The organism is Sulfitobacter sp. EE-36 (genome assembly GCF_000152605.1).
Taxonomy (GTDB): Bacteria; Pseudomonadota; Alphaproteobacteria; order Rhodobacterales; family Rhodobacteraceae; genus Sulfitobacter; species Sulfitobacter pontiacus.
The window spans coordinates 1,827,205-1,851,951 of record NZ_CH959310.1; the positions used below are offsets into that span (position 1 = coordinate 1,827,205).

Consider the following 24,747-nt stretch of genomic DNA (forward strand, 5'->3'; position numbering starts at 1 on the left):
AAGCAGGACCAATGATCGAACTGGACCATCTTGCCGTCGCGGGCGAGAGCCTGAAAGCCGCGTCTGACATGGCCGCGCAGGTGCTTGGGGTGCCGTTGCAACCGGGCGGCGCACATGCGGTGTTTGGCACGCATAACCACCTGCTGGGGCTTGCTGATGCGCTGTATCTGGAGGCGATTGCCGTCGACCCCGACGCGCCTGCGCCTGCCTATGCGCGCTGGTTTGATCTGGACCGGTTCAACGGACCGGCGCGGCTGTCCAACTGGATTTGCCGCTGCGATGATCTTGAGGCGACGCTGGAAGCCTTGCCCGAAGGCTATGGCGCGCCGGTGGCGTTGCAGCGGGGGGATCTGCGCTGGCGTATGGCGGTGCCGGAAACCGGTATGCTGCCCTATGACAATTGTGCCCCTGCCTTGATGCAATGGGAGGGTGAGGCCCATCCGACCCAGCGGCTTGATGACTCTGGCTGTCGTTTGGTGACATTGACGGTCCAGCACCCGCAGGCAGAGACGTTGGCGGCAACGCTTGCCCCGATCCTCACCGATGCGCGCGTGGTGTTCGAGGTCGGGACACCGGCGCTGTCTGCCCGTTTTGACACGCCCGCGGGCCGCGCTGTGCTGGCGTGATCATCCGGCCAGCAACGGGCAGTGACGCCGGGGCGGTGACGGCCCTGTGGAATGTGATGATCACGCAAACGCTGTTCACCTTCACGTCGCAGCCCAAGACCGGTGCAGAGGTCGAGGCGCTGATCGCCGGTCGCGCGGGGCAGTTCTGGGTGGCCGACGCGGAGGGTGTCGCCGGTTTCATGACCTACGGGGCTTTTCGCAGCGGGGTGGGGTATCGCGATGCGGTGGAGCATTCGATCGTGCTTGATGCCGCTGCACAGGGCGCGGGTGCCGGCCGTGCCTTGATGCAAACTGCCTGTGATGCGGCCGTCGCACAGGGGCGGCGCGTCATGGTGGCGGCGATCAGCGGGGCCAATCCGGGTGCCGTCGGCTTTCATGCGGCACTCGGGTTTGACCACGTGGGCAGGATGCCGCGCATCGGTCAGAAGAACGGGCAGCAGCTTGACCTAATTTTGATGCAGAAAATGCTGACGCCCCGCTGACTTCCCCGGCGCTGCCCCGTATGGTGGGCGTCATGTCTATTTGGTCTCGCATCACCGAAGCTTTGTCAGCGCTCACCGCCGGTGAGGGGCTGTCGGCTGTTTTCGACCGTCTGCGCACCCCGCCAGAGCGGTCGGTGGCCTTTACCATTGCGGTGATCGCGCTTGGGGCCAAGATGGCCAAGGCCGACGGGCAGGTGACCCGCGACGAGGTTACCGCCTTTCGCGAAGTGTTCCAGATTGCCGAGGCCGACCAGCAGGGGGCGGCGCGGGTGTTCAATCTGGCACGGCACGATGTGGCCGGGTTCGAGGATTACGCCGCGCGCATTGCGCAGATGTTCGCGGACCAGCCCGAAACGCTGCATGATCTGATCGAAGGGTTGTTCCACATTGCCATGGCCGACGGCATGTACCATCCGAACGAGGATGCGTTTCTGGTGCGTGTCGCGCAAATTTTCGCGATGGATGACAGCGATTTTGCCTCGCTTCGGGCGCGGTTCGTGCCCGATACCTCGCCGTTGCCCCATGCGGTTCTGGGCATTCCGCCCGATGCCTCGCTTGAAGAGGGGCGCGCGGCGTGGCGCAAGCTGGTGCGGGCTAATCACCCCGACGCTCTGGTCGCCCGCGGCCTGCCGCAAGAGGCCATCGCCATGGCCGAAAAACGCATGATCGACATCAACCGCGCGTGGGAGACCTGGTCAGGCAAGGCGCAGTAATGCGGATCGCGACCTATAACGTCGAATGGTTCACAGGTCTGTTCGACGATGAGGACCAACTGTTGCTGGATGACGGCTGGTCGGCACGCCACAATATCACCCGTGCGCAGCAGGCGCAGGCTTTGGGCACCGTGTTTCGGGCGATGGATGCCGATGCTGTGATGGTGATCGAGGCCCCTGACCAAAGCCGAAAACGCGGCACTGTGGCGGCATTGGAACGCTTTGCCGCGCATTTCGATCTGCGCACCCGCAAGGCGGTGATCGGCTTTGCCAATGACACGCAGCAGGAAATCGCGCTGTTGCTCGATCCGGACCGGCTGTCGGCCAGCCACGCGCCCGGTGGTTCGGTCGGGCAGGGGGATGCGCCGCGCTTTGACGGGACGTTGGACATTGATCTGGATATCGACGCGCGCGAGGATCATGTCGTCTTTTCCAAACCGCCGCTCGAGCTGGATATCGTCACCTGCGAAGGGGTGGCATTTCACATGATCGGCGCGCATCTGAAGTCCAAGGCCCCCCATGGGGCCAAGACGCCGCAGGATGCGCTGCGCATCGGCATCGCCAACCGGCGCAAGCAGTTGGCGCAGGCGATCTGGTTGCGTCGGCGGATCGATGCGCGGCTCGACGATGGCACGCCGCTGATGGTCTTGGGCGATCTGAACGACGGGCCGGGCCTGGACAGTTTCGAGGATCTTTTCGGGCGGTCCTCGGTCGAGATTGTGATGGGCCACCGGCAGGATCGCGCGCTCGTCGATCCCCATGCGATCCGCGCCTTGGGCCAGCGGATCGGGGCGATGCCCACCACGTCGCGCTTCTGGATCGCGCCCGAAAAACGCTATCTGCAGGCGCTGCTGGATTACATCATGATCAGCCCGGCCCTGACCGCGCATCGGCCGCACTGGCGCATTTGGCACCCGTTGGACGATCCGGAATGCTGGGGGGATGCCGCCTTGCGCGACGCCTTGATCACGGCGTCGGATCACTTTCCGGTGACGATTGATCTGGACCTGACGACGCGCCTTTAATGCCGCTTTCATCACAAGATGAAATAGGGCAGTCTTCACCGCATGAGACAGTTTCTTTTGACCACCACCCTGATCTGCCTGTCCAGTGTCGCCGTGGCACAAGAGCAGGAAAACGACGGCTCCGGCTTTTCATTGATGGAACGCGGGGCGCGGGATTTCTTTGACGGTATGAAGAAAGAGATGGCCCCCGCGCTGGAAGGGCTGGGCGAGTGGGGGCGCAAGGCCAGCCCCGCGCTGCGGAATTTCATTTCCGAGATGGGGCCCGCCTTTACCGATTTGCTGGACGAGGTCGAGGATTGGAGCGTCTATGAGCCGCCCCAAAAGATGCCCAACGGCGATATTGTGATCCGCCGCAAGCCAGACCCCGCGCCGGAAGATGACATGCCCGAAGACAAGACACCCGAGGAAACGCCGCCCCCGCCCGCGATCTATCTGGACGAGGTGCCGCAGATCGACCTGTAAGACAGGCTATTTCTTGCAAGTCTTAAGCTGGACCTCGGCCCCCAGGGACAGGGCGAGGGAATTCAGTCGCGCTTCGGCGACCTCTCCGAACAGGGGCATCATGTCGTCGGTCAGCCACAGCTCCAGCAGCTTTTTCTTTGGGAACCAGCGCATGTGGCCGCGCTCTTCCTCGGGGTTCATCCACAGCATCGCGCCAAAGCGCATGGCCTTGCCCAGAATCTCGGCCTCTAGCCGCGTCTTTTCATCGACCATTTCATAGAGGTCTTCGAAACGGGTATTCTCGCGCTTGTTGGAATAGCGGTGCAGCAGCGCCAGCCCCAGATAGATCCGTTCTGAATGTTTCAGCCCGCCCAGATTTGCCCGCGTCGCATTGTCGAAACAGACTTCGGCACGGTAGTCGGGATGCGCGCGCCAGCTGACGTCGTGCAGCAGGCAGGCGGCCTTGACCAGACGTTTGCGCTGCGGCGGCGCGGATTTATAGAGCGGCAGGATAAAGTCGAACAGCGCCTTGCCGAACCCCGGTGTGCGCGCGTCCTTGGCTTCGGCAAAGCGGCAGGCCTCGATCAGCGGGTCGCGGTCGCGCAGGCGTTGGGGCATCTGTTCATACAGCATCCCCTCGCGGATCCCGTAGCTGGAGATCGCGATATCCTTGGGTTTGAAGGTCTTGACCAGCCGCGACAGCACTTCGGCGGCAAAGGGCACCAACGCCATCCGGCTGGAGGAGACGCCACTGATCTTGCGCAGCTCTTCATGGTCGCTGGTCTGGATGTGTTTCACCGTCTCGCGGACGGATTTCGGGGTCATCCGGTATTCATGCAGCACGTGCAGCGGGTAGCCGCGGCGCACCATGTCGATGCGCGCGATGGCACGCCATGAGCCGCCCACCAGAAACAGACGGTCGCGCTGTGCGCCCATCTTTTCGGCCAGTCCTTCGATCACTGTCTTGATCTGCGTCTGCCGTGCCTTGGCCCCGCCCTTGATGTCGCGCAGTTTCAGCGGCCCGAGCGCCGAGGTCACCCGCTTGCCCACGCGCCCGCCCGAGATTTCCGCCAGTTCCATCGACGACCCGCCGATGTCGCAGACCAGACCAAAGGCACCGGGCCAGCCCAGCAAAACACCCTGCGCTGACAGCCGCGCCTCTTCCTCGCCGTCGATGACCCAGATCTTCAGGCCCGTCTCGCGCTGCACCTCGTCGCAGAAATCGCGCCCGTCGCTGGCATCGCGCACGGCGGCGGTGGCGACGACGGTCAGCTCGGACAGGCCCATGCCCTGTGCCAGCTTGCTGAAGCGGCGCATGGCAGAGAGGGCGCGGACCCGGCCTTCGGGCGACAGGTGGCCTGTTTCGGCCATGCCCGCCCCAAGGGCGCACATGATTTTTTCGTTGTAGAAATAGGCAGGCGACCGTGCGGCCCCGTCAAACACCACCAACCGGACAGAGTTCGACCCCACATCGACCACGCCCACACGCGCCAGCGCACGGGCCGAAGGGTCTAGGAACAGGGGTTTGCCGAACAGGCCCAGATCAGCGACGCCCGTTTCGGGGACGGGAGAGGGCGGAGGGGTGTCGGTTTTATCTGCCACGGACGCTCCTGCGGGGGCCTTTGTTTGGGGGGCAAGTTGGCCCAGCCGGCCCGCCGCGTCAATCGTTAACGCAAACGGGCACGTGAAAAACCCCGCCGCGTTGGGGGGATATAAACGCCAGCGGGAACGCAATCGGACAGATGCGCCTTCGGCGAGAGTTTACAGGCAAAATGAAGTGGTTAGTCTTCGGTATGGGTCAGTTTCGGGACGTCGGATGCGCCCGCCGTGCCACGCCCGGAGAGAGAGGGGTTCTCCATGAAGAAGCGGTGGCAGTTGAAGGCGAAGGTGCCTTCTGCAATCTCGGGGCGGGCAAAGCTGCCATCGGGGGACATGACCCAGCTTTGCGCCACATCCGCAAGATTGGCCGCCATGACCTGACTGGTGATTTGCGCCTTGACGGTGGGGTTCTCGATCTCGACCAGGGTTTCGACGCGGCGGGTCAGGTTGCGGCCCATCCAGTCGGCGGAGGACATGAAGACCCGCGATTTCTTATGCGGCAGCCCGTAGCCATTGCCAAAGCAGACGATGCGTGAATGCTCCAGAAAGCGCCCGACGATGGATTTTACGCGGATGTTTTCCGATAGCCCCTTGATACCGGGGCGCAACCCGCAGATGCCGCGGATCACCAGGCTGATCTTCACCCCTGCCTGGCTCGCGGCGTAAAGCGCGTCGATCACATCCGCATCCACGATGGAGTTCATCTTGGCCCAGATCTCTGCCGGTTTGCCAGCGGCGGCATGGTCGGCCTCGGCGGCGATCATCGCCAGCAGGCGCGGCTTCAACGAGATGGGCGAGATGGCGAGGTTGTCCAGCGTGTCGGGTTGCGCGTAGCCGGACAGGTAGTTGAACACTTTGGTCGCGTCGCGGCCCAGCTTCTGGTCACAGGTGAACAGCGACAGATCGGTATAAATGCGTGCGGTGATCGGGTGATAGTTGCCGGTGCCATAGTGGGTATAGGTGACCAGTTGATCGCCCTCGCGGCGCACCACGGTCGAGATTTTTGCGTGGGTCTTGAGATCGAGAAACCCATAGACGACATGTGCGCCTGCGCGTTCCAGCCGGCGTGACTGGCGGATGTTGGCAGCCTCGTCGAAACGCGCCTTGAGCTCGACCAGCGCGGTGACGGATTTCCCGTCTTCGGCGGCTTCGCACAGCGCCTCGACAATGGGGCTGTCGCGCGAGGTGCGGTAGAGCGTCTGTTTGATCGCCACCACATCGGGATCGCGTGCGGCCTGTGCCAGAAAGCGGACCACCATATCGAAGGTCTCGTAGGGGTGGTGCAGCAGCATGTCCTTGGACCGGATCGCGGCGAACATATCGCCTTCGTGGTCGGTCACGCGTTCGGGGATGCGCGGGGTGAATTGCGGCCAGAGCAGATCGGGGCGGCTGTCGGTCACCAGTTCGGACAGGTCGTTGATGCCGATCATCCCGTCCAGTTCGATCACATCCTGCGGGCGCACGCCCAGTTCGGCCATGACCACGGATTTCAGCTTTTCGGGGGCACCGGCGGAATGGGTCAGGCGCACGACCTCGCCGCGGCGGCGGCGTTTCAGGGCGACCTCGAATTCGCGTACTAGGTCTTCGGCCTCTTCCTCGACCTCAAGATCGCTGTCGCGCAGCACGCGGAATTCGAAATGCGCCTTGAGCTTGTAGCCCGGAAACAGCCCCGGCACCTTGAGCACCAGCAGATCTTCAAGCGGCAGGAACCGCAGCGACCCTTCGGCGGCGGGCAGGGCGACGAAACGGTCGATCTGCGCCGGGATCGGCAGCAGCGCCTGAAGGGGGCGTTTGTCGCTGGTGCGTTCCAGTTGCAGCGCCAGCGCGTAGCCGGTGTTGGGGATGAAGGGGAAGGGGTGCGCGGGGTCAATCGCCAGCGGGGTCAGAACCGCAAAAACGCGGTGCAGGAATACATCGTCAAGATAGGCCAGATCGGCCTCGTCCAGATCAGCGGCGCGTTCGAGCATGATATTCTGGTCGTCCATCTCGGACATCAGATCGACCAGTACGCGCTGTTGTTCGGTCATCAGCTTGCGCGCGTCTTCGTTGATCAGCACCAATTGCTGGGCAGGGGTCAGCCCGTCGCTGGCGGGGGTGGTGTTGCCGGCCTGAGCCAGCTCGCGCAGGCCCGCAACACGCACGGTATAGAATTCGTCGAGGTTGCCCGCCGAGATCGACAGGAAGCGCAGGCGTTCCAGCAGCGGCACGCGGGGGTTCTTGGCCTCTTCGAGAACACGCCAGTTGAACCCGAGCCAGCTGAGCTCGCGGTTATAGAAACGACCGGGGCCGGTGATATCCAGATCGGGCATATCCTGCGGCGGAACGAAGGCGGATTCGAGAAAGTCAGCGTTTGTCATGACGGCCTTATGGCGTTGCATTGTAATGGGTTTGTGACGAAATCTGAGAAGATTATCGCGCGGCGTTAAACCCATTGTCCAGCACTTGTGCGGCCAGCGCCCGTGTCACCGGCTTTTGTTGCGCCAGACTGGCGGCATCCAGGGCCGCGACCAGATCACCCGCGGCGGCGAAAGACCGGTCCATGCGCAGCAGCAGATAGGGGATCACATCGGGTTTGGGGGTCAGTTGGCGGTCGGCCAGCAGCTTGGCCATGACGGCCGTGAGCAGGCTGTCATCGGGCGCTTCAAGTGCGGCCGCCGTCGCCGCGCGCATACGGCTGGTCAGATCAGGCAGATGCAGCCCCCATTGGGGCACCGCCGGGGTGCCGGTCAGCAGCAGGCTATGGCCTTCGGCCAGCACCAGATTGTGCAGGTGGAAAAGATGCGTCTCGGCCGCATTATCGCCCGCGATGTCGGGGACGTTCTCGACCGCGAGCGGGCCTTGGGCTAGCGCGGGGATATCGCCCGTGGCAATGTCGCGCGCGTCGATGATACCTGCGCCGGACAGATTGGCCCAGACATGCGCCAGATGGGTCTTGCCTGATCCGGGCGGGCCGGTCAGCACCATCTTGCGCCCCGCCCAGGCCTGCCAGCCCTCGATCATGGCCACGGCAATCGCGTTGGACGGGGCGACGAAAAAGTCGTCCCGTCCCAGTGCGGGGCGGCTGGGAAGGTCAAGTCCAAGCTGTTGTGCCATCGTGTCAGTCCGCCGTTTCGTCCAAGGTCTTGCGCTGCGTGCCCTGATAGAGCGAGCTTTCGACATATTGCTCGGTCGCGAAGCGTGCAATCACGCCAAGGGCGGCGGCAATCGGCACGGCGGCCAGCATGCCGACAAAGCCGAACAAGGAGCCAAAGACCGACAGCGCGAGGATCAGCCAGACCGGATGCAGCCCGACCGAATTGCCCACCAGCTTGGGGGTGAGGAAGTTGCCTTCAATCATCTGGCCAAGCACGAAGATGCCCGCCACCATCCCGATCGAGAACCAATCCCCCCAGAACTGGAACAGCGCCAGACCGATGGCCAAGGCACCGCCCAGAACCGCGCCGAGATAGGGGATGAAGGTGACCAGACCCGCGATAAAGCCCACGACAAGGCCGAATTGCAGCCCCACCAGCATCAGCGCGATGGCATAATAGGCGCCTAAAATCAGGCAGACGGTGCCCATGCCGCGGATGAACCCTGCCAGCGTGCGGTCGATGTCACGCGCAAGACGACGGATCACCGGCGCGTGGTCGCGTGGCAGCAAACGGTCGATCTGGGCGACCATACGGTCCCAGTCCAGCAGCAGATAGACGGCAACCACCGGCACGATCACAAACAGCACCATCACGTTCAGCAGCGACGCCGCCGAGGAGATCGCCGTGTTTAGCACCTCGCCGCCCCGTTCCTGAATGGTCGACCCGATAGAGTTGATCGAGCTGCGCAGCGTCGATCCTTCGTCCAGCAGGGCGGGGAAACGTTCGGTCAGGAAATTGGTGAAATTGCGGGTCAGCTCGGGGGCGACCTCGAACAGGTTGATGGCCTGATTGATCAAGGTCGGGATCACCAGCAGCGCCATCAGCACAAAGATCAGCAGGGCGACAAGCGTGATCACCATCGTGGCCATCGCGCGGCTCAGCCCCATGGCTTCAAGCCGGTCGGCCACGGGATCCAGGAAATAGGCAATCGCCGCCCCGATCAGAAACGGCAGCAGCACGTCACCGGTGAACCACAGGAACACCAGAAAAAGCGCCCCCGCGACACCCCAGTATTTCATCTGATCTCTGATAGGCAGGCCCATGCCGCATCCTCGCATTCTGGTTTCGGTCGACATTGCGCAACGGGGGCGATTTTTCAAGGCCCGTGGTGAAATGGATCGGCAGCACCCGCCGATAGGGCAGGTGCCTTCGGCGAGGATTTAAAGCCATTTGGAAGCGGGCGTGGCGCGGTCAATGCAGGCGGACGCCCTGATCTTGCAGGGTTTTTTGCACGCGCTCCAGCGGCACGGCGTCCAGCGGGCAGCCCGAAGCCAGCGCGATGGCCGCCGCGACGCCCGCGCCTTGGCCCGCCACTGTGCAGCACGCCATGTTGCGCGTGGCGGCATGGGCGATTTTATCGCCGCCGATGGCGCGGCCCGCGACGAGCAGATTCTTCACCCCTTTGGGCAGCATCGCACGGTAAGGGATATGCATGTAGCGCCCCGTGGTGGGGATGATCAACACGCCGTAGCCGTCGATGAACTCGGGGTAGATGCCGATACTGTCGTCAAAACGGGCCTGCTGGCGCACGTCGGTTTCGGTCATATTGTAGACCGCGTCGATCTTGCGCGTATCGCGGATGCCGATGCTCATGCCGAAATTGCGCAGCCGCGCGGTCTCGCAGCCCGGCGTATAGGCCTTGAGCGCGTCAATCGCGTGCATCGCTTGCGCGCGGCCCTCGATCTCGAAGCGGGTCATGCTGTCGGGGTCGGTGCCGTCGCATTCCGCAAGGTGGACGAGGTTCATATAGGTCATTTCGCCACTGTCATGCACAGCGCCCCATGTGCCCCCGATGGTATTGAGGTTGGCGGGCATACGCCCGTCGCGGATGGCCTGGGCAAAGGGTTTGGCCAGAAACGGAGAGAACATCGCGTCTTCCTTGCCATCGGTTTCGACCACCCATTCGCCTGTGGACCAATTGGCATAGGTTTGCGGGTCGGCCTTGACCCCCGCCATGAAGGCCGCCTTATCGACGCCCGCGATGTGGAACATGACCGAGGCGGCCTGCATCTCCTCGACCGGGGTCTTGTAGGTCGGGGCACCTGCACGGTGGGCGACATCGGCGTCGCCCGTGGCATCGATCACGATTTTGGCGAGGATCGCCTCGCGGCCCGCTTTTGATTCGACGATGACGCCCCGGATCGTGTCGCCCTCCATGATGGGGGCTGCGAACTGACGGTGCAGCATCGGGTGGATGCCTGCTTCGGTTACCAGCCGGTCGGCGACAAGTTTGAACCCCTCGCTGTCCAGCTCGTAGCTGAGCGATTGGGATTCAGGGCTGGCAGCCCCCATCGCCTTGGCGCGTTCCTCGAATTCCCAGCCGATGCCGCCGGCCTCTATCGTCTGTTCATGGCGGTACCAGGCAAAGCCTTCGACCCCGACCACGGTGATATTGCCGCCAAAGCAGCCGAACCGGTCGAGCAGCGTCACCTCTGCCCCGGCGCGGGCGGCGGCAAGGGCCGCGGCCAGACCACCGGGGCCGGAGCCGATCACCAGCACGCCGGTCTCGTGGATCACAGGGGTTTCGCGCGCGGGCTCTAGGATCATGGTCATGGGGCGTCCTTTTTGTTTTGTGCCGCTGACAACAAACGCGTCTGTGCGCCGAGGGTCAATCGGTTGCGGGACGCGGGACCTGGTGTCCCGCTGTTGGTGCCCCTTCTGTTCGTGATTGTCTCGGCGCGGGGATTATCATAGTCAGGTGCCAATTCACTCTGAGAGGATCATCATGCGTCTGTCCCGTTATTTTTTGCCTGTGCTCAAGGAAAACCCCTCTGAGGCGCAGATTGTCAGCCACCGGTTGATGCTGCGGGCGGGCATGATCAAGCAATCGGCGGCGGGGATCTATTCGTGGTTGCCGCTTGGCTTCAAGGTGCTGCGCAAGATCGAAACCATCGTGCACGAAGAACAGCAGCGTGCGGGCCACATCCCGATGCTGATGCCGACGCTGCAATCGGCGGACCTGTGGAAGGAATCCGGCCGCTTTGACGCCTACGGCCCCGAGATGCTGCGCATCAAGGACCGTCAGGACCGCGATATGCTTTACGGCCCCACGAACGAGGAAATGATCACCGATATCTTCCGCAGCCACGTCGGGTCGTACAAGGACCTGCCGATGACGCTGTACCACATCCAGTGGAAATTCCGCGACGAGGTCCGCCCCCGTTTCGGCGTGATGCGGGGCCGCGAGTTCCTGATGAAGGACGGCTATACCTTTGATCTGACGAAAGAAGATGCGCTGCACGCCTATAACCGCCATCTGGTGACCTATCTGCGCAGCTATGAACGCATGGGGCTCCAGGCGATCCCGATGCGCGCGGACTCCGGCCCGATCGGCGGCGACGACACGCATGAATTCCTCGTGCTGGCGGAAACCGGCGAATCCGAGGTGTTCTATGACAGCCAGATCACCGAGCTGAAGTTCGGCGACCGCGAGATCGATTATGATTCCGTCGACCAGTGTCAGGCCGTGATGGAGGAGTTCACCTCGCGCTATGCCCGCACGGACGAGACCCATGACGAAGCGCTTTTTGCCGAAGTCCCCGCTGAACGCCAGCGCAGCGCGCGCGGGATCGAAGTGGGGCAGATCTTCTATTTCGGGACCAAATATTCCGAACCGATGGGGGCGACCGTACAGGGGCCCGACGGCAAGCCTGTGCCGGTGCACATGGGGTCGCACGGCATCGGCGTCAGCCGTCTGCTGGGCGCGATCATCGAGGCATCGCATGACGACAAGGGCATCATCTGGCCCGAAGGCGTGACGCCGTTCCATGTGGGGATTGTGAACCTCAAGCAGGGCGACGAACAGGCGGATGCGGCCTGTAACGCGCTGTATGCCAGCCTGCAGGCTCTGGGTCTGGACCCGCTGTATGACGACACCAAGGAACGCGCGGGTGGCAAATTCGCGACGATGGACCTGATCGGTCTGCCATGGCGGATCACCGTCGGGCCGCGGGGGCTGAAAAACGGTGTGGTCGAGCTGACCTCGCGCCGCACCGGCGAAAGCGAAGAGATGACGCCCGAGGCCGCGATCGAAAAGATCGCCGGGATTTATCGCGGTATCGCTTAACCTTTAACGAGGGGCCTTGTAACAACGGGCCTTGAAGAACGGGGGCGGATCATGAAGCGCTGCGTAACGGACCTTTGGGGCATTTCATGATCCTGCGGGCGCTGACCCTTGCTGGCGGTGTGGCGGGCGCGGCGGTGACCTCGCAATTCCCCGAATACTCACAGCAATATCTGCAACGGTTGGGCGGGGCGGTCGATGCGCTGCACGAGGTCGTTGCCGATTTCGATGCCAGCGCCCAAGCGGTCGGCCTGTCGCGCAGCGATGCCTTGGCGCAGATGACCGGCACCGACTTTATGGAGCGTCGCCGCGCCGATATGGCCACGACCTTTGCCCGCTACGAGACATTGCAAACCGCCCTGACCCGATTGCAGGGGCAGGGGCCTTTCATGCGCGCCTACCATCTGCCGCAGATGTCGGACCCGCAGATCGCGGGGGCGGCGTGGCAGGCGTTTCAGCCCGCTGTACCGTTGAACTTTGCCGGGGTGGTGTTTGCGGGTGCGGGCTTTGTCGCGGGCGGCTTGGGGCTGGGGGCGCTGCTGCGACTGTTACGCGCCCCGTTCCGGCGGCGCGGTGCCCGCATACCGGCGCAGGGCCGCTGACACGCGCAGCTTTACCTGCGGTACACCCTGCCGCTCGACCACTCCTCGCTTGACCCGATGCGCCGAAACCGCGAGGTTGCGCGCGATTGATCCCAGATCGGAACCATCCCTTGGCCAAACCAGTATCCTCGACACCGCCCTTCGCCCCTTTTGAATGGATGATCGCCTGGCGCTATCTGCGTGCGCGCCGCGCCGAAGGCGGCGTGAGCGTGATGACCTGGATCAGCCTGATCGGGATCACGCTGGCGGTCTTTGCCCTGATCGCGACCCTTGCCGTGCGGTCGGGCTTTCGGGCTGAATTTGTCGATACGATCCTTGGGGCCAATGCCCATGTGACCGTGTATAATATGGCGTCGGTGGATGAGAACGGCGTGTCCCAGACGGGGATACCCGATTACACCGAGATGGCCGCGCGTGTGGCCCAGGTGCCGGGCGTGACACAGGTGGCCCCTTTGGTGCGCGGTCAGGTGATGGCCAACAAGGGTCAGGCCAACGCGGGGATCGAGATTTTCGGCATTGAGGCCGCCGATCTGGCCAATATCCCGCGCATCGCCAATCCCGAAACCGCCGATGGCGATCTGGCCGATTTCGAACAGGGCATCGCCATCGGGTCCGGCGTGGCGCAGGCGCTGCGGGTCGGCTTGGGCGACACGATCAAGATCATCTCTCCGAACGGGGTGAAAACCGCCTTTGGCACCTCGCCCCGCGTGAATGGCTACGAGGTGACCTATATCTTCTCGGCCGGTCGCTATGACATCGACCGCACCCGCGCCTATCTGCCTTTGGCCGAGGCGCAGTCCTTCTTCAACCGCGAAGGCGTCGCCGACGAGCTTGAGGTGATGGTCGAAAACCCCGATAGCGTGGATGATCTGACCGTGCCGCTGCTATCCGCTGCGGGGGAACGCGGCCTGATCTGGACATGGCGCGATGCGTCGGGTTCGTTTTTAAGCGCGCTGGATATCGAGGACCGCGTGATGTTCGTGATCCTCAGCATCCTTGTCTTGATCGCGGCGATGAATATCGTCTCGGGCCTGATCATGCTGGTCAAGAACAAGGGGCGCGACATCGGGATCCTGCGCACCATGGGCTTAAGCGAAGGGTCGATCCTGCGCGTGTTCTTCATCTGCGGGGCCTTCACGGGCATCATCGGCACTGCGATGGGGGTGATCCTTGGCTGTCTCTTCGCGCTCTATGTCGATCAGATTTTTGCCGTCGTGAACTACCTCTCGGGGGGCAACGCATGGGATCCGTCGATCCGCGGCATCTACTTCCTGCCCGCCAAACTGCAATTCGGTGACGTGATGTCGGCCATCGGCCTGTCCCTTGGCCTGTCCTTCGTCGTCACCATCTTCCCCGCGCGCCGTGCCGCGCGCATGAACCCAGTCGAGGCGCTGCGCTATGAATGATCCTGTTTTGCGGCTCTCGGGGATTGGCAAATCCTACAACCCCGGCCAACCGAACGAAGTCAACGTGCTGCGCGGCATCGACCTGACCGTCGCCGCCGGAGAGGTCGTCGCACTGGTCGCCCCCTCTGGCGCGGGCAAGTCGACGCTGCTGCATATCGCGGGTCTGCTGGACACGCCCGACGCGGGGACGGTTGAAATCGGTGGCACCGATATGACAGGGCAGTCCGATCGCAAACGCACCGGCGTGCGGCGGCGCGATGTGGGGTTTATCTATCAGTTCCACCACCTGCTGCCTGAATTTTCCGCGTTGGAAAACATCGTCCTGCCGCAGCTGGCGAACGGTGTCTCGCAGTCCGAGGCGCAGACCCGTGCGCTGTCACTGTTGGACGAGGTCGGCATCGGCCACCGCGCCGACCACCGCCCGGCGGCGCTGTCGGGGGGCGAACAGCAACGGGTCGCGTTCTGTCGTGCGCTGGCCAATGCGCCGCGGCTGCTGCTGGCGGATGAGCCCACAGGCAACCTTGATCCGACCACCTCGGATCAGGTCTTTGCCGCGTTGATGACGCTGGTGCGGGGCACGGGGCTGTCGGCGGTGATCGCGACCCATAACCTCGAGCTTGCCGCGCGGATGGACCGCCAGATCCGGCTTGAAGCAGGGCAGCTCGTCGCGCTTTAAGGCGGCTGCCTTAATTTATCCTTACCCAGACCCAACTGGTGCCACGAGCAGGGGGCAAACTGTGTCAAAACAGGATGCTACCATGTCACCTTTGCTCGTCATGCTCTTTGCCGCTTTCGGCCCGATGCTGGCCGTGTTTGACCCGTTTGGCGATGATACGGAGGATGAGCCCGAGGACGAAGAAATCCCCATCGGCACGCCCGATATGGGGACGACCACGGGCGCAGGCATGGACGACGCGCTGACCCCCGACCCGGCAGATCCTGAAGCCGACGCGCCAACCGATGTCCCGACCGCGGAGGATCCAGCGGTCGAGACGATCGACGACACCGCGCAACCGCCCGAGGATGAGGCACAGTCGCAAACCGGCACGGCGGGGGATGATACATTGCAAGGCACCGACGGGCGCGACATCCTGTTTGGCGGGCAGGGCAATGACACGCTTTCGGGCGGGGTCAACGCCCAAGACGGCAGCGACGACGGGGTCGCGGACGAGCTGATCGGCGAAGACGGCGACGACAGCCTGCGATTGGGGGCGAATGACACCGGCATCGGGGGCACGGGCGCGGACAGTTTCACCGCGATCTACGGTGCCACAGGCGGGATCACGGTCACCGATTATGACGTGGGCACCGATGCGCTGATTGTCGAAACCGACGATGAAAACGCCTCTGTCACCGATCAGACCGTCGCGGATGGAGAGTTGACGGTCACGCTCAGCACAGGGCTCACCATCACCCTGCCGGGGATCGAAAACCCCTTGGCGGAGGATGAAATCCTCTTTGTGCTGACCAACCCGCTACAAGACGAGGCCTGATCGACCTCAGGCTTGCTGGGTCAACCAGACACCGGCACACATCAAGGCGATGCCAGCGGCCCGCGCGGCCCCCAAGGGTGCCACCTGCGCGCCGAACAGCCCGAAATGGTCAATCGCCGCGGCGCTGAAAAGCTGGCCCACCAGAACAAAGAACACCGCATTGCCGACGCCGAAATGCGGCGCGATAAAGGTGATCGACAGGATGTAGAAGGCTACCAGAAATCCGGCCAGCAGCAGATGCTTCGGGGCCGCGGGGATCTGCGCAAACCCTTGCCGCCCCACCAGCATCGCGACCAGCAAGCTGACGGTGAACGCCACCACAAACAGCACCGTAGCCGCTGCCGCGGGGGATCCGATCCGGCTGCCAAGCCCTGCGTTCAACGCGGCCAGAACGGGAATGCCAACCCCGGCCAAAAGCATCACAACTGCATAATGCGCCATGAGTATTCCTAATCTTTCCCGTTTCTTGATCCAGATCATGGCGAAGACCCCCGCCAAGGGCAAGCATCCCCGTGACCTACCGGAGGATCATATGATGAAAACCACAATCGCCCTCGGCGTGCCGCTGTTCTTGGGGCTGGCCGCCTGTATGACCGCACAGACCCCGCCCGACGCCCCCGACCGCGCGGAAGGGGCGGCATTTTTTGCCGAAAACTGTGTGCAATGCCACGGGGTGAACGCCCAAGGGGCCGGTGCCGCGGCCAAGGGCCTTCGCCCGCAGCCCCGCGACCTGACCTTACTGGCGCGCGACAATGGCGGGCGGTTTCCGCAGACCAGAACGCTGGCCTACATCTACGGCGACCCTGCGGGCGGTGCCACAGACAGCCACCTGCAACGGGTGATGCCGCAGTTTGGCGAGGGCATGGCGCTGGATCTGGTGCCTGTCGATCTGGATGGCCAGCTGACGCCCACACCAAGGGTGCTGGCAGGGCTGCTGGTCTATCTGGAAAGCATCCAGCGTTAACTACAGATCCCGTTCACCTCGACCCCGTCCCAGGGCATCCGCACCGCATAGGGCCGGCTTTGGGGCAGGGGTGCTACGGGCATTTCTTGCGAGATCAGCGCATGCAGCCGTTTGGTGCGCGGCGCCTGCGGGTCCAACGCGCGACAGCAGACGAATTCCTCGACGATAGAGCCTTGTTGTTCAAAGGCAAAATCCAGAAACTTCGGGTCGCTCTCCAGATCAAAGAGATACGGGTCCGCGCCGCCGCCATGTTCAAACGCCGCACGCAGCGGCGAATAGCCCGTCGTCTTGCGGTTCTGCCACTGCCAGATATGGGTCAACTCATGGGCAAAGATCATCGCCGCGATCAGCCCGATCCGGTCGGGATAGTCGGGCAGGTAATCGTCCAGATACCAGTCTTCGTCAAACAGCACCGTATTCCACAGCGCCACGGCGGCGGGTTTGGTGGTGATCACCTCGCCGACCTTTTCGGGCGGCAGGATACGCTCGCGACAGGTCGTGCGCGGCCGCGCCTTGCGCGTCATCGTCACCCCGCGCGAGGGCGACCCGTCATGCAGCCGCACCTTGGGGTAATTGAGCGTATCCCCCATGATGTCCCCCGCGAACAGCAGCTCATTCTGGGTCAACGGCCGCCCGCAAGAGGCCAGAAACATGAGGAGGATGAAGGCGCGGATCATGGCGAAACGTTGAGTGAAAGCGCAGGGCGGATCAAGCGGTATTTTTGACGTGAGGCCCGTGTTGCAATCTTCCGAGGGAAGGTTTCAGGATCGAATGGGCGGAGCAGATATCCTGCGGAACAGATGTTAAGGGCCGCGCCTGACCCTGGGGCGGAGGCCGTCTTGCAAACTGTCCGGGGGACAGTTTGAGGCTGGGGGGATGCGTCAGCATCGAGGGGGCATGAATTCGTCGTTAACCGTCGGGTAAGATTTGTCAATTAGACCATTTATTGGACGAGCAACAAGTGATCGTAGACGCACTTTGTCAAAGAAAAGAATGCGGATTTCTATTAAAGCCACGGTGAGCTATCGCTTAAGTTGTATTTTATGCTTACGCTGTTTCCGCATAGATTGAGCACTTTTGGGAAAGGTTAAGAATGAAGCAACTTCTACACGACGACGGATCATGGGCACATCTGTTAGAGGAGTGGGCAAAACAGTGTCACGATTTCGATGAAGATTTTTCTTCATATATGCCAGCTACTATTCCGCTCTTAGGGGAACAGATTGAGATTTGTTCAGGTGAACGATGGAACGGCGTATATGCCCATGTAGATGCTGCAGGGGAGCACCACGCTGTGTGCTTTGTGAACCGCGCATTCATTCCGCGCTTCAGCGGTCGAGTTTTGCGTGTTAGAAACCTAATCCTTGCTCCAAAGTATGACTTAGGGAGCTATAGCGCCGATGATTATGCACGCCTGCTAGCTTCAATATTCGAATCAGTTTTGGCTTTAAGTGATCGAGACTTGGTATGCCCGCACGTCAAAATCCACTTCCGAAGTCCAGTTGATCTGGATTTGTTCCGCAATTTTTCAGAGGAAATGACTAAATTTGGTCACTTTTCGGATATCAAAATGGTTGGATCATGGCTATTTGTTAGCAAATTGCTAACTGACACATAGTATGCCGAGTTAGGTTTTTATGTACGGGAGAGTTGTTATGGCTTGCAGCCTACGGGAACAAGATAGTTACAAGGCTTTTCTGAGCGCAATTAAAAAAGTTGGGCTCACGGAACTCAAGAAGTCAGAAATGTTTGGTTCAAATGAACAGCAGCAGCTATCAGGCGTTTTGAAAGCCGCTGCATAACCCCTTACCTTCCATTTCGGTTCAAGTTCCGAAATGGAAGGGTACCACCCCCCGCTCAAACATCCAGCTCCTCCACAAACTGGGCGTTCTCCTGAATATACTGGTAGCGTAGCTCGGGCTTCTTCCCCATCAGACGCTCGACCAGATCGCCGGTCTCTCCGGGCATGTCTTCGTCGACGGTGACGCGGATCAGCTTGCGGGTGGTGGGGTCCATCGTGGTCTCTTTCAGGTCTTTCGCGTCCATTTCGCCCAGACCCTTGAACCGTTGCAGATCGATCTTGCCTTTGCCGCCCAGGCCTTTCTCGAGCCACATGTCCTTTTCCGCATCATCCGCCACATAGACGCGCTTGGCCCCTTGGGTCAGACGGTAAAGCGGCGGACAGGCTAGGTAGAGGTGCCCGGCGTCAATCATCGGGCGCATCTGGGTATAGAAGAACGTCATCAGCAGCGCCGCGATATGGGCCCCGTCGACATCCGCGTCGGTCATGATGATGATCTTGTCATAGCGCAGGTCATCAAGGTTGAACTTTGTGCCCATCCCGACGCCAAGCGCCTCGCATAGATCGTTGATCTCGGCATTGGTGTTCAGCTTGCTCGACGCGGCCCCCAACACGTTAAGGATCTTGCCCTTCAGCGGCAGCAAGGCTTGCGTGTTCCGGTTGCGCGCGCCCTTGCCGGACCCACCGGCGGAATCGCCCTCCACGATGAAGAGCTCGGTGCCTTCGCGGGTCTTGGAGGTACAGTCGGTCAGCTTGCCGGGCAGGCGCAGCTTTTTCGTGGCGGTCTTGCGCGCGGTCTCTTTTTCCTGACGGCGGCGCAGGCGTTCTTCGGCGCGCAGCACAAGGAAATCAAGGATCGCCCCCGCACTTTTGGTATCCGCCGCCAGCCAGTTGTCAAAGTGGTCGCGCACGGCGTTTTCCACCATGCGCTGCGCGTCCACCGTCGCCAGACGGTCCTTGGTCTGGCCGACGAATTCAGGCTCGCGGATAAAGCAGGACACCAGCGCGCAGCCGCCGGTGATCAGATCGTCGCGGGTGATGGTGCCGGCCTTCTTGTTGCCGACCAGTTCGCCATAGGCTTTGACGCCTTTCAGGATCGCGGACCAGAAGCCCGCCTCGTGGGTGCCGCCTTCGGGGGTGGGGATGGTGTTACAATAGGACTGGATGAAGCCATCGCGCGACGGCGTCCAGTTGATCGCCCATTCGACCTTGCCCGGTGCGTTGAACTTCTCGCGGAAGTCGACGGTGCCGCCAAAGGGATGCTCGGCGTAGGTTGTCGACCCTTTCAGGGTTTCGTTCAGATAGTCCGACAGGCCGCCGGGGAAGTGGAACGTCGCCTCTTGCGGGGTGTCGCCGTCCTGCTGGCCGCATTTCCAGCGGATTTCGACGCCGGAAAACAGATAGGCTTTGGACCGCGCCATCGCGAACAGCCGCGCGGGCTTGAGCTTGAGCGGGCCAAAGATCTCTGCATCGGGGTGGAAGGTGACAGCCGTGCCGCGCCGGTTCGGGGCCGCGCCGATTTTCTCAAGCTTGCCTTGGGGGATGCCGCGCGAAAACTCCATCGCGAACAGCTCGCGGTTGCGCGCGACCTCGACCCGCAGGTGATCCGACAGCGCGTTGACCACGGACGACCCCACGCCGTGCAGACCGCCCGAAGTCTCGTACGAATCGCCCGAGAATTTGCCGCCCGCGTTCAGCGTGCAAAAGATGATCTCCAGCGCCGATTTGCTGGGGTCTTTGGGGTGCGGATCGGTGGGGATGCCACGCCCGTTGTCACGCACGGTGACATGGCCGTTTTCATGCAGTTCCAGTTCAATCCAGGTGGCATGGCCCGCGACGGCCTCGTCCATCGAGTTATCGATGATTTCCGCGACCATATGGTGCAGCGCGCGATCATCCTTGCCCCCGATGTACATGCCGGGGCGCAGGCGCACGTGCTCCATATCCTCAAGAACCTGGATCGAAGAGGCATCATATTCCTTGGCGTTGCTCTGCGCACCGGAAAGAAGATCGGACATGTAGGGGCCTGCCTGTCTGTTGCTTTTGTTGAGCCTCCCACTATGCCAGAGCGCTATGGTCGGGGGAAGGGCGGATGACGTCGCAATGCGGTGTTTCCTGCGGCTGTGCCTTTGCTATCATCGGGGCAGGAAACCGTTGGAAGGCTTGCCATGACGTTTGACACCGCTGCCCCCACCACCCTGCGCGATGTGCCCGACTGGCGCTATATGATGCAGGAATGTGACGAGCTTTATCGCTACCTGCCCGCGGGCGGCAGCGACCGGATCAAAAGCCATCAACGCAAGGCGCGCGAGGCCATCGCTAGGCTGCTGCGGGGCAATGCCGAACTGCGGTTGCAGCCGCGCGCGGAAAAGCCCGTCACCGCCCATCTGCGCCGCGCGCTGGACGAGGGCAAGCAGGGGGCCTTGGCCCCCGCGGTCCGGGCGCTGGATGCCGTGGCCCATGACCTCAGCTGGCAATACGGCTACGAGAAAGTCCCCAAGGGGCTGACCAACAGCTATGCCTATGCCGAACTGGCAGGGGCGCAGGGGCCGGTGGTCAGCCATGATATCATTCTGGGCGTGGTGCTCTTCGCGCCGGGCTGCACCTATCCGGCCCATGCCCATAAGGGGATAACCGAAAGCTACGTCTGCCTGTCCGGCGCGGTGTCCGAGAACCATCAGGGCGTCTATGTGCCCGGTTCGATGATCTTTAACCCGCCTGAACATCTGCACCGGATCACTGTGGGCGACCGCGAACCGGCGCTTCTGGCCTATGCGTGGATGGGCGATCCTGCCGATCTGCACCAGCAGAAAATGGTCTTTACCCGCGCGCGCAAGTAAAACGCGGGACGGGGCAGGCGTGGCCTAAAGCCAGTTCAGAATGGCCTCCGCCACCTCTTGCGGTTTTTGGTGATGCAGCCAGTGATCCGCGCCCTCGATGGTGACGCGGGTCAGGTCAGGGGCGTAGTCCTCAAGCCCGCGGGTCGTCTCGGGCAGCAGCGCGGTATCATCGGTGCCCCAGACCAGCAGATGCGGGCAGCGCACCTGCAACCGCGCCGGATCAAAGCTGAGCGCGTCGTCAATCGCCTCGCCCTCGGCCCCCAGCTTCAGCGGAGAGGCGCGATACCAGTTCACCATCCCGCGCAGTCCCGCCGCATCACGCCAGGCGTCCTTGTAGCCCGCCAGCGTCTCGCCCTCTAGCCAGCTCATATCCATATGCGCCGAGAACAGCCCCATCAGCTTGTCGAAATCATCCGCGGCCAGAATATCTTCCGACCCCTCACGGCGCAGGAAGTGGATGTATTGCGACGCATCGGTCTGCGCGCCGCCCTTGGCAAGCTCGCGCTGGAAGGGGGCGGGGTGGACGCCGTTCATGATGATCAGCTTCGATACCAGATCAGGCCGCCCGATGGTCAGCGCATAGGCGACAGAGGCCCCCCAGTCATGGCCCAGCAGGATCACGGGGTCGTCCCCGATCAACGCCGCCATATCCGACACCAGCTTCGATGTCTTATACTGCTCTACCTCGGCGGGTCGCCAGCTTTGCCCGTAGCCGCGCTGGTCGGGGGCAATGCAATGGAACCGCTTGGCCAGCAGCGGGGCCAGATCGTTCCACGCGCCCGAATATTCGGGAAAGCCGTGCAGCATCAGCAGCTTGGGCGCGTTCTCATCGCCCCAGTGGCGGATAAAGAAAGAATTGCCGTTGATCTGGCGGGTTTCGGTCCAATGGGCGGTCATGTCGTCTTCCTTTTCGGTTTGTCCGGGGCGGGGCCGGCGGGCAAATGCTCCAGCCGCAGCCCTGCGGCGGAGCCCGGGGCGAAACCGGGCCAGTCAGCCCCGTCCAGCATCCCGGCGGTGTCGTCACCGCGCAGATGCATGCCCATAAAGGCCGCCGCATAATGTTGCGCGATGTTGTTCATGCGCAGCGTGTCCCAGACCGGATCGGCATAGTGCTGGAACGGTGCCCACCCCAGCAGATCCGAATGCGCCCAGCTTTCCAGCGGGGCAGGGATCGGCGCGGCGGCATTATGGCCCGCGTTGATAAAGCTTAACAAATAGCGGTCGCTGGCGCAGCTGGTGAAGAGGCGGCGCATCGCGGCATAGTCTGATACATCATCGACGGTGCCGGCCATCATGAACAGCGGCGTGTCCATCTGCGCCAGCCCACCGGCATCCCACATCGCCTGCCCGTTGCCCCAAGGGCCGATGGGCATGATCGCGCACAGCCGCGGGTCGCGCAGGGCGGCGTGGGTCTTTGACCCCGCAAGATGCCGCGCAAGGCTGCCGCCCTCGGGCGCGCGGGGATGCTGCATCGCCGTCTCGGCCAGACCGGCCCCGCCAAAGATCATCGCCCCGTAGCCGCCCATGGAATAGCCGATCAGCCCGACACGGCGACAATCGACCAGATCGCCCAAGGGGCCCGTCAGCGCCTCCATCGCGTCAATCACCGCGCGCTGGTCCAGCGGACGGTTCAGCAACGTCACCCCGAAGGCCTGCTGATCGTCATAGGTACTGCCCGCGTGATCCGGTGCCGCCACGACAAACCCTTGGCGCGCAAGGGATTCCGCCAGATGGCTCAGCAAAAAGCGGTTCCCGGGATACCCGTGCGAGATCACGATCAGCGGCGCTGAAAATCCCGTGGCGACAAAAGCCTCGCGGCAGGCCGACCCGTGCAAAACAGTCGGCGTCACCCCGTCGCGCAGCAAGGTGGCATAGGATGTCCCCGCACCAGTGCCTTTCGCCGCCGGATACCAGACCTCAAGCGTCAATTGGCGCGTGTCGGACACAGGGGCGGTCAGGGTGGTCACGCCGACGGGATGGGGGCCACGCTGCGCCAGCGCTGGCGCGTCGGGGCGCAGCAGATCGATGCGGTTGTGCAAGGCGGTATCCTCCCAACTTCGGTGTCGCGACTGTGGCGCGGCCAGCCGCAGGGTGCAAGCCCGCCCGACCACGCAAACCGCCGCGCTGCCTTCCCCTAGGTCATCGGCTCTTCCCCTTGCGGGCGGGGCGGCGTAGGAAAGGCGCATGACACAGCAAATGACATATCCGGGCCACGCCCGAGCCATCACCGTGATGGGGCTTCCGCTTGTAGGCGGGCATCTGGGTCAGATCGCGATCGGGGTCTCCGATACGGTCATGGCGGGTTGGTACAGCGTAGAGGCGCTGGCCGCTGTCACCCTCGCCAGCACCTATTTCTTCGTGCTGCTGATCTTCGGGTCGGGCTTTGCATGGGGCGTGATGCCGCTGGTCGCGGCCTTTGACGCCGAAGGCGACGAGGTCGGCCTGCGTCGCGCCACCCGCATGGGCATGTGGCTGTCGATGGGCTTTGCCGTGCTGGCGCTGCCGCTGATGATCTGGTCGCGGCCGATCATGGCGTTGATGGGGCAGGATCAGGCACTGGCCGATATGGTCGACGGCTATCTGTTCATCGCTGCTTGGGGCATCTTCCCCGCGCTGATGGTCATGGTGCTGAAAAGCTACCTCGCCGCGCTGGAACGCACACAGGTCGTGCTGTGGATTACGCTGCTGGCGGGCGTCGCGAATGTGCTGGCCAACTATGCGTTCATCTTCGGCAACTGGGGCGCGCCAGAGCTTGGCGTGCGCGGTGCGGCCATTGCCTCTGTCACGTCGCACAGCGTGTCGCTGGTCGCCGTGGTGATCTATGTGCTGTGGAAAATGCCGCAACACCAGATGTTTGTCCGCCTCTGGCGCCCCGATTGGGAGATGTTGGCCCGTGTTTTCCGCCTTGGCCTGCCCATTGGGTTCACGGGGCTCAGCGAGGTCGGGCTCTTTGCCGCCAGCGCCGTTATGATGGGTTGGCTGGGAACCGTGGCGCTGGCCGCCCACGGCATCGCGCTGCAACTGGCATCAATCACCTTTATGGTGCACCTCGGTATCAGCAACGTGGCCACCATTCGGGCAGGCAACGCCTATGGCCGCCGCGATCCGGCGCATCTGGCGCGTGGCGCGATCACCGCGACGGTGATGTCGGCGCTGGTCGCAGTGTTGACGATCTTTGTCTTCGTGATGTGGCCCGAACCGCTGATCAACCTGTTCATGCAACGTGACGAACCCGCGCGCGACCAGATCCTTGTGATCGGGGTGGGGCTGCTGGCGATGGCGTCACTGTTCCAGCTTGTCGATGGCGCGCAGGCCGTGGCCTTGGGCATTCTGCGCGGGGTGCAGGACACCACCGTACCGATGCTCCTTGCGGGCTTCAGCTACTGGATCGTGGGCATGCCCGCGTCGTATCTGCTGGGCTTCGTCTTCGATCTTGAAGGGGTCGGCGTCTGGCTTGGGCTGGTCTTTGGCCTTGGCGTGGCGGCGATCCTGCTGAACGCGCGCTTCTGGGGCAGCGTGCTGAAACGTCTGGGGCCAACAGACCCCGCAGCCGCGTAA

At 62.7% G+C, this 24,747-nt stretch carries 24 protein-coding genes; 14 read left to right on the top strand and 10 right to left on the bottom strand.

Going from position 1 to position 24,747, the window contains the following annotated elements; genetic code table 11:
* The first annotated feature begins 11 nt into the window (after positions 1–11).
* The 5 genes from EE36_RS11340 to EE36_RS11360 are packed head-to-tail and all read left to right on the top strand — an operon-like array spanning position 12 to position 3,308.
* Positions 12–626, top strand: coding sequence for a VOC family protein (locus EE36_RS11340; protein ID WP_005852334.1), 615 nt, complete (start codon positions 12–14; stop codon positions 624–626).
* Positions 623–1,108 (top strand): GNAT family N-acetyltransferase, encoded by a 486-nt coding sequence (locus tag EE36_RS11345; protein ID WP_005852336.1) that lies wholly within the window; start codon positions 623–625, stop codon positions 1,106–1,108. The genes EE36_RS11340 and EE36_RS11345 overlap by 4 nt, the downstream gene beginning before the upstream one ends.
* A gap of 32 nt (positions 1,109–1,140) precedes the next feature.
* Complete coding sequence (locus EE36_RS11350) at positions 1,141–1,821, top strand: molecular chaperone DjiA (protein ID WP_037944973.1); 681 nt, start codon at positions 1,141–1,143, stop codon at positions 1,819–1,821.
* Positions 1,821–2,846: an endonuclease/exonuclease/phosphatase family protein gene (locus EE36_RS11355; protein ID WP_005852340.1), complete on the top strand. Its 1,026-nt coding sequence runs from the start codon at positions 1,821–1,823 to the stop codon at positions 2,844–2,846. The genes EE36_RS11350 and EE36_RS11355 overlap by 1 nt, the downstream gene beginning before the upstream one ends.
* Positions 2,847–2,888: 42 nt before the next feature.
* Positions 2,889–3,308, top strand: a complete 420-nt coding sequence (locus tag EE36_RS11360; protein WP_005852342.1) for a hypothetical protein — start codon at positions 2,889–2,891, stop codon at positions 3,306–3,308.
* Between the two features lie 6 nt (positions 3,309–3,314).
* Here the strand turns inward: EE36_RS11360 and ppx are convergent, their stop codons facing one another.
* From ppx to EE36_RS11385, 5 genes are all read right to left on the bottom strand, one after another.
* Positions 3,315–4,889 (bottom strand): exopolyphosphatase, encoded by a 1,575-nt coding sequence (gene ppx, locus EE36_RS11365; protein WP_005852345.1) that lies wholly within the window; start codon positions 4,887–4,889, stop codon positions 3,315–3,317.
* Positions 4,890–5,068: 179 nt separating this feature from the next.
* On the bottom strand, positions 5,069–7,243 hold the full coding sequence (locus EE36_RS11370) for an RNA degradosome polyphosphate kinase (RefSeq protein WP_039911814.1): 2,175 nt from the start codon (positions 7,241–7,243) through the stop codon (positions 5,069–5,071).
* A 52-nt stretch (positions 7,244–7,295) separates the two neighbouring features.
* Positions 7,296–7,979 (bottom strand): hypothetical protein, encoded by a 684-nt coding sequence (locus EE36_RS11375; protein WP_005852349.1) that lies wholly within the window; start codon positions 7,977–7,979, stop codon positions 7,296–7,298.
* Between the two features lie 4 nt (positions 7,980–7,983).
* Positions 7,984–9,063 carry an AI-2E family transporter gene (locus tag EE36_RS11380; RefSeq protein WP_005852352.1) on the bottom strand — a complete coding sequence of 360 codons (1,080 nt, stop codon included), beginning with the start codon at positions 9,061–9,063 and terminating at the stop codon, positions 7,984–7,986.
* A 148-nt stretch (positions 9,064–9,211) separates the two neighbouring features.
* Complete coding sequence (locus tag EE36_RS11385) at positions 9,212–10,573, bottom strand: FAD-dependent oxidoreductase (protein ID WP_005852353.1); 1,362 nt, start codon at positions 10,571–10,573, stop codon at positions 9,212–9,214.
* Positions 10,574–10,745: 172 nt separating this feature from the next.
* On the opposite strand from EE36_RS11385, the gene proS reads away from it, so the two are divergent.
* From proS to EE36_RS11410, 5 genes are all read left to right on the top strand, one after another.
* On the top strand, positions 10,746–12,086 hold the full coding sequence (gene proS / locus EE36_RS11390; RefSeq protein WP_005852355.1) for a proline--tRNA ligase: 1,341 nt from the start codon (positions 10,746–10,748) through the stop codon (positions 12,084–12,086).
* Between the two features lie 86 nt (positions 12,087–12,172).
* On the top strand, positions 12,173–12,685 hold the full coding sequence (locus EE36_RS11395; RefSeq protein WP_005852356.1) for a DUF2937 family protein: 513 nt from the start codon (positions 12,173–12,175) through the stop codon (positions 12,683–12,685).
* A 158-nt stretch (positions 12,686–12,843) separates the two neighbouring features.
* On the top strand, positions 12,844–14,091 hold the full coding sequence (locus tag EE36_RS11400; RefSeq protein WP_005852358.1) for a lipoprotein-releasing ABC transporter permease subunit: 1,248 nt from the start codon (positions 12,844–12,846) through the stop codon (positions 14,089–14,091).
* The gene (locus EE36_RS11405) at positions 14,084–14,767 is read left to right on the top strand and encodes an ABC transporter ATP-binding protein (protein ID WP_005852360.1); all 684 of its coding nucleotides are present in this window, start codon (positions 14,084–14,086) and stop codon (positions 14,765–14,767) included. Before EE36_RS11400 ends, EE36_RS11405 begins: the two co-directional genes overlap by 8 nt.
* Before the next feature lie 82 nt (positions 14,768–14,849).
* Entirely contained in the window at positions 14,850–15,584 is a 735-nt protein-coding gene (locus EE36_RS11410; RefSeq protein ID WP_005852362.1) for a calcium-binding protein, read from the top strand.
* 6 nt (positions 15,585–15,590) lie between these two features.
* Here EE36_RS11410 and EE36_RS11415 read toward each other — a convergent pair whose 3' ends face one another.
* Positions 15,591–16,025: a DMT family transporter gene (locus EE36_RS11415; RefSeq protein WP_005852364.1), complete on the bottom strand. Its 435-nt coding sequence runs from the start codon at positions 16,023–16,025 to the stop codon at positions 15,591–15,593.
* 37 nt (positions 16,026–16,062) lie between these two features.
* Here EE36_RS11415 and EE36_RS11420 point away from each other — a divergent pair, with 37 nt between their 5' ends.
* Positions 16,063–16,548, top strand: coding sequence for a cytochrome c (locus EE36_RS11420; RefSeq protein ID WP_254655579.1), 486 nt, complete (start codon positions 16,063–16,065; stop codon positions 16,546–16,548).
* On the opposite strand, the gene EE36_RS11425 is transcribed toward EE36_RS11420, so the two are convergent.
* Positions 16,545–17,225, bottom strand: a complete 681-nt coding sequence (locus EE36_RS11425) for a hypothetical protein (protein WP_005852368.1) — start codon at positions 17,223–17,225, stop codon at positions 16,545–16,547. The two genes, EE36_RS11420 and EE36_RS11425, sit on opposite strands and share 4 nt — an antisense overlap.
* A 416-nt stretch (positions 17,226–17,641) precedes the next feature.
* Here EE36_RS11425 and EE36_RS17475 point away from each other — a divergent pair, with 416 nt between their 5' ends.
* Positions 17,642–18,166, top strand: coding sequence for a hypothetical protein (locus EE36_RS17475; protein ID WP_146152946.1), 525 nt, complete (start codon positions 17,642–17,644; stop codon positions 18,164–18,166).
* 239 nt (positions 18,167–18,405) lie between these two features.
* Here EE36_RS17475 and EE36_RS11430 read toward each other — a convergent pair whose 3' ends face one another.
* Positions 18,406–20,367, bottom strand: coding sequence for a type IIA DNA topoisomerase subunit B (locus EE36_RS11430; RefSeq protein WP_005852372.1), 1,962 nt, complete (start codon positions 20,365–20,367; stop codon positions 18,406–18,408).
* 150 nt (positions 20,368–20,517) lie between these two features.
* On the opposite strand from EE36_RS11430, the gene EE36_RS11435 reads away from it, so the two are divergent.
* On the top strand, positions 20,518–21,189 hold the full coding sequence (locus EE36_RS11435) for a dimethylsulfonioproprionate lyase family protein (RefSeq protein ID WP_005852376.1): 672 nt from the start codon (positions 20,518–20,520) through the stop codon (positions 21,187–21,189).
* 24 nt (positions 21,190–21,213) lie between these two features.
* On the opposite strand, the gene EE36_RS11440 is transcribed toward EE36_RS11435, so the two are convergent.
* Entirely contained in the window at positions 21,214–22,086 is an 873-nt protein-coding gene (locus EE36_RS11440; protein ID WP_005852378.1) for an alpha/beta fold hydrolase, read from the bottom strand.
* Entirely contained in the window at positions 22,083–23,228 is a 1,146-nt protein-coding gene (locus EE36_RS11445) for an alpha/beta fold hydrolase (RefSeq protein ID WP_005852380.1), read from the bottom strand. Before EE36_RS11445 ends, EE36_RS11440 begins: the two co-directional genes overlap by 4 nt.
* A 145-nt stretch (positions 23,229–23,373) precedes the next feature.
* Between EE36_RS11445 and EE36_RS11450 the strand changes: the two genes are divergently transcribed.
* The gene (locus EE36_RS11450) at positions 23,374–24,747 is read left to right on the top strand and encodes an MATE family efflux transporter (RefSeq protein WP_005852382.1); all 1,374 of its coding nucleotides are present in this window, start codon (positions 23,374–23,376) and stop codon (positions 24,745–24,747) included.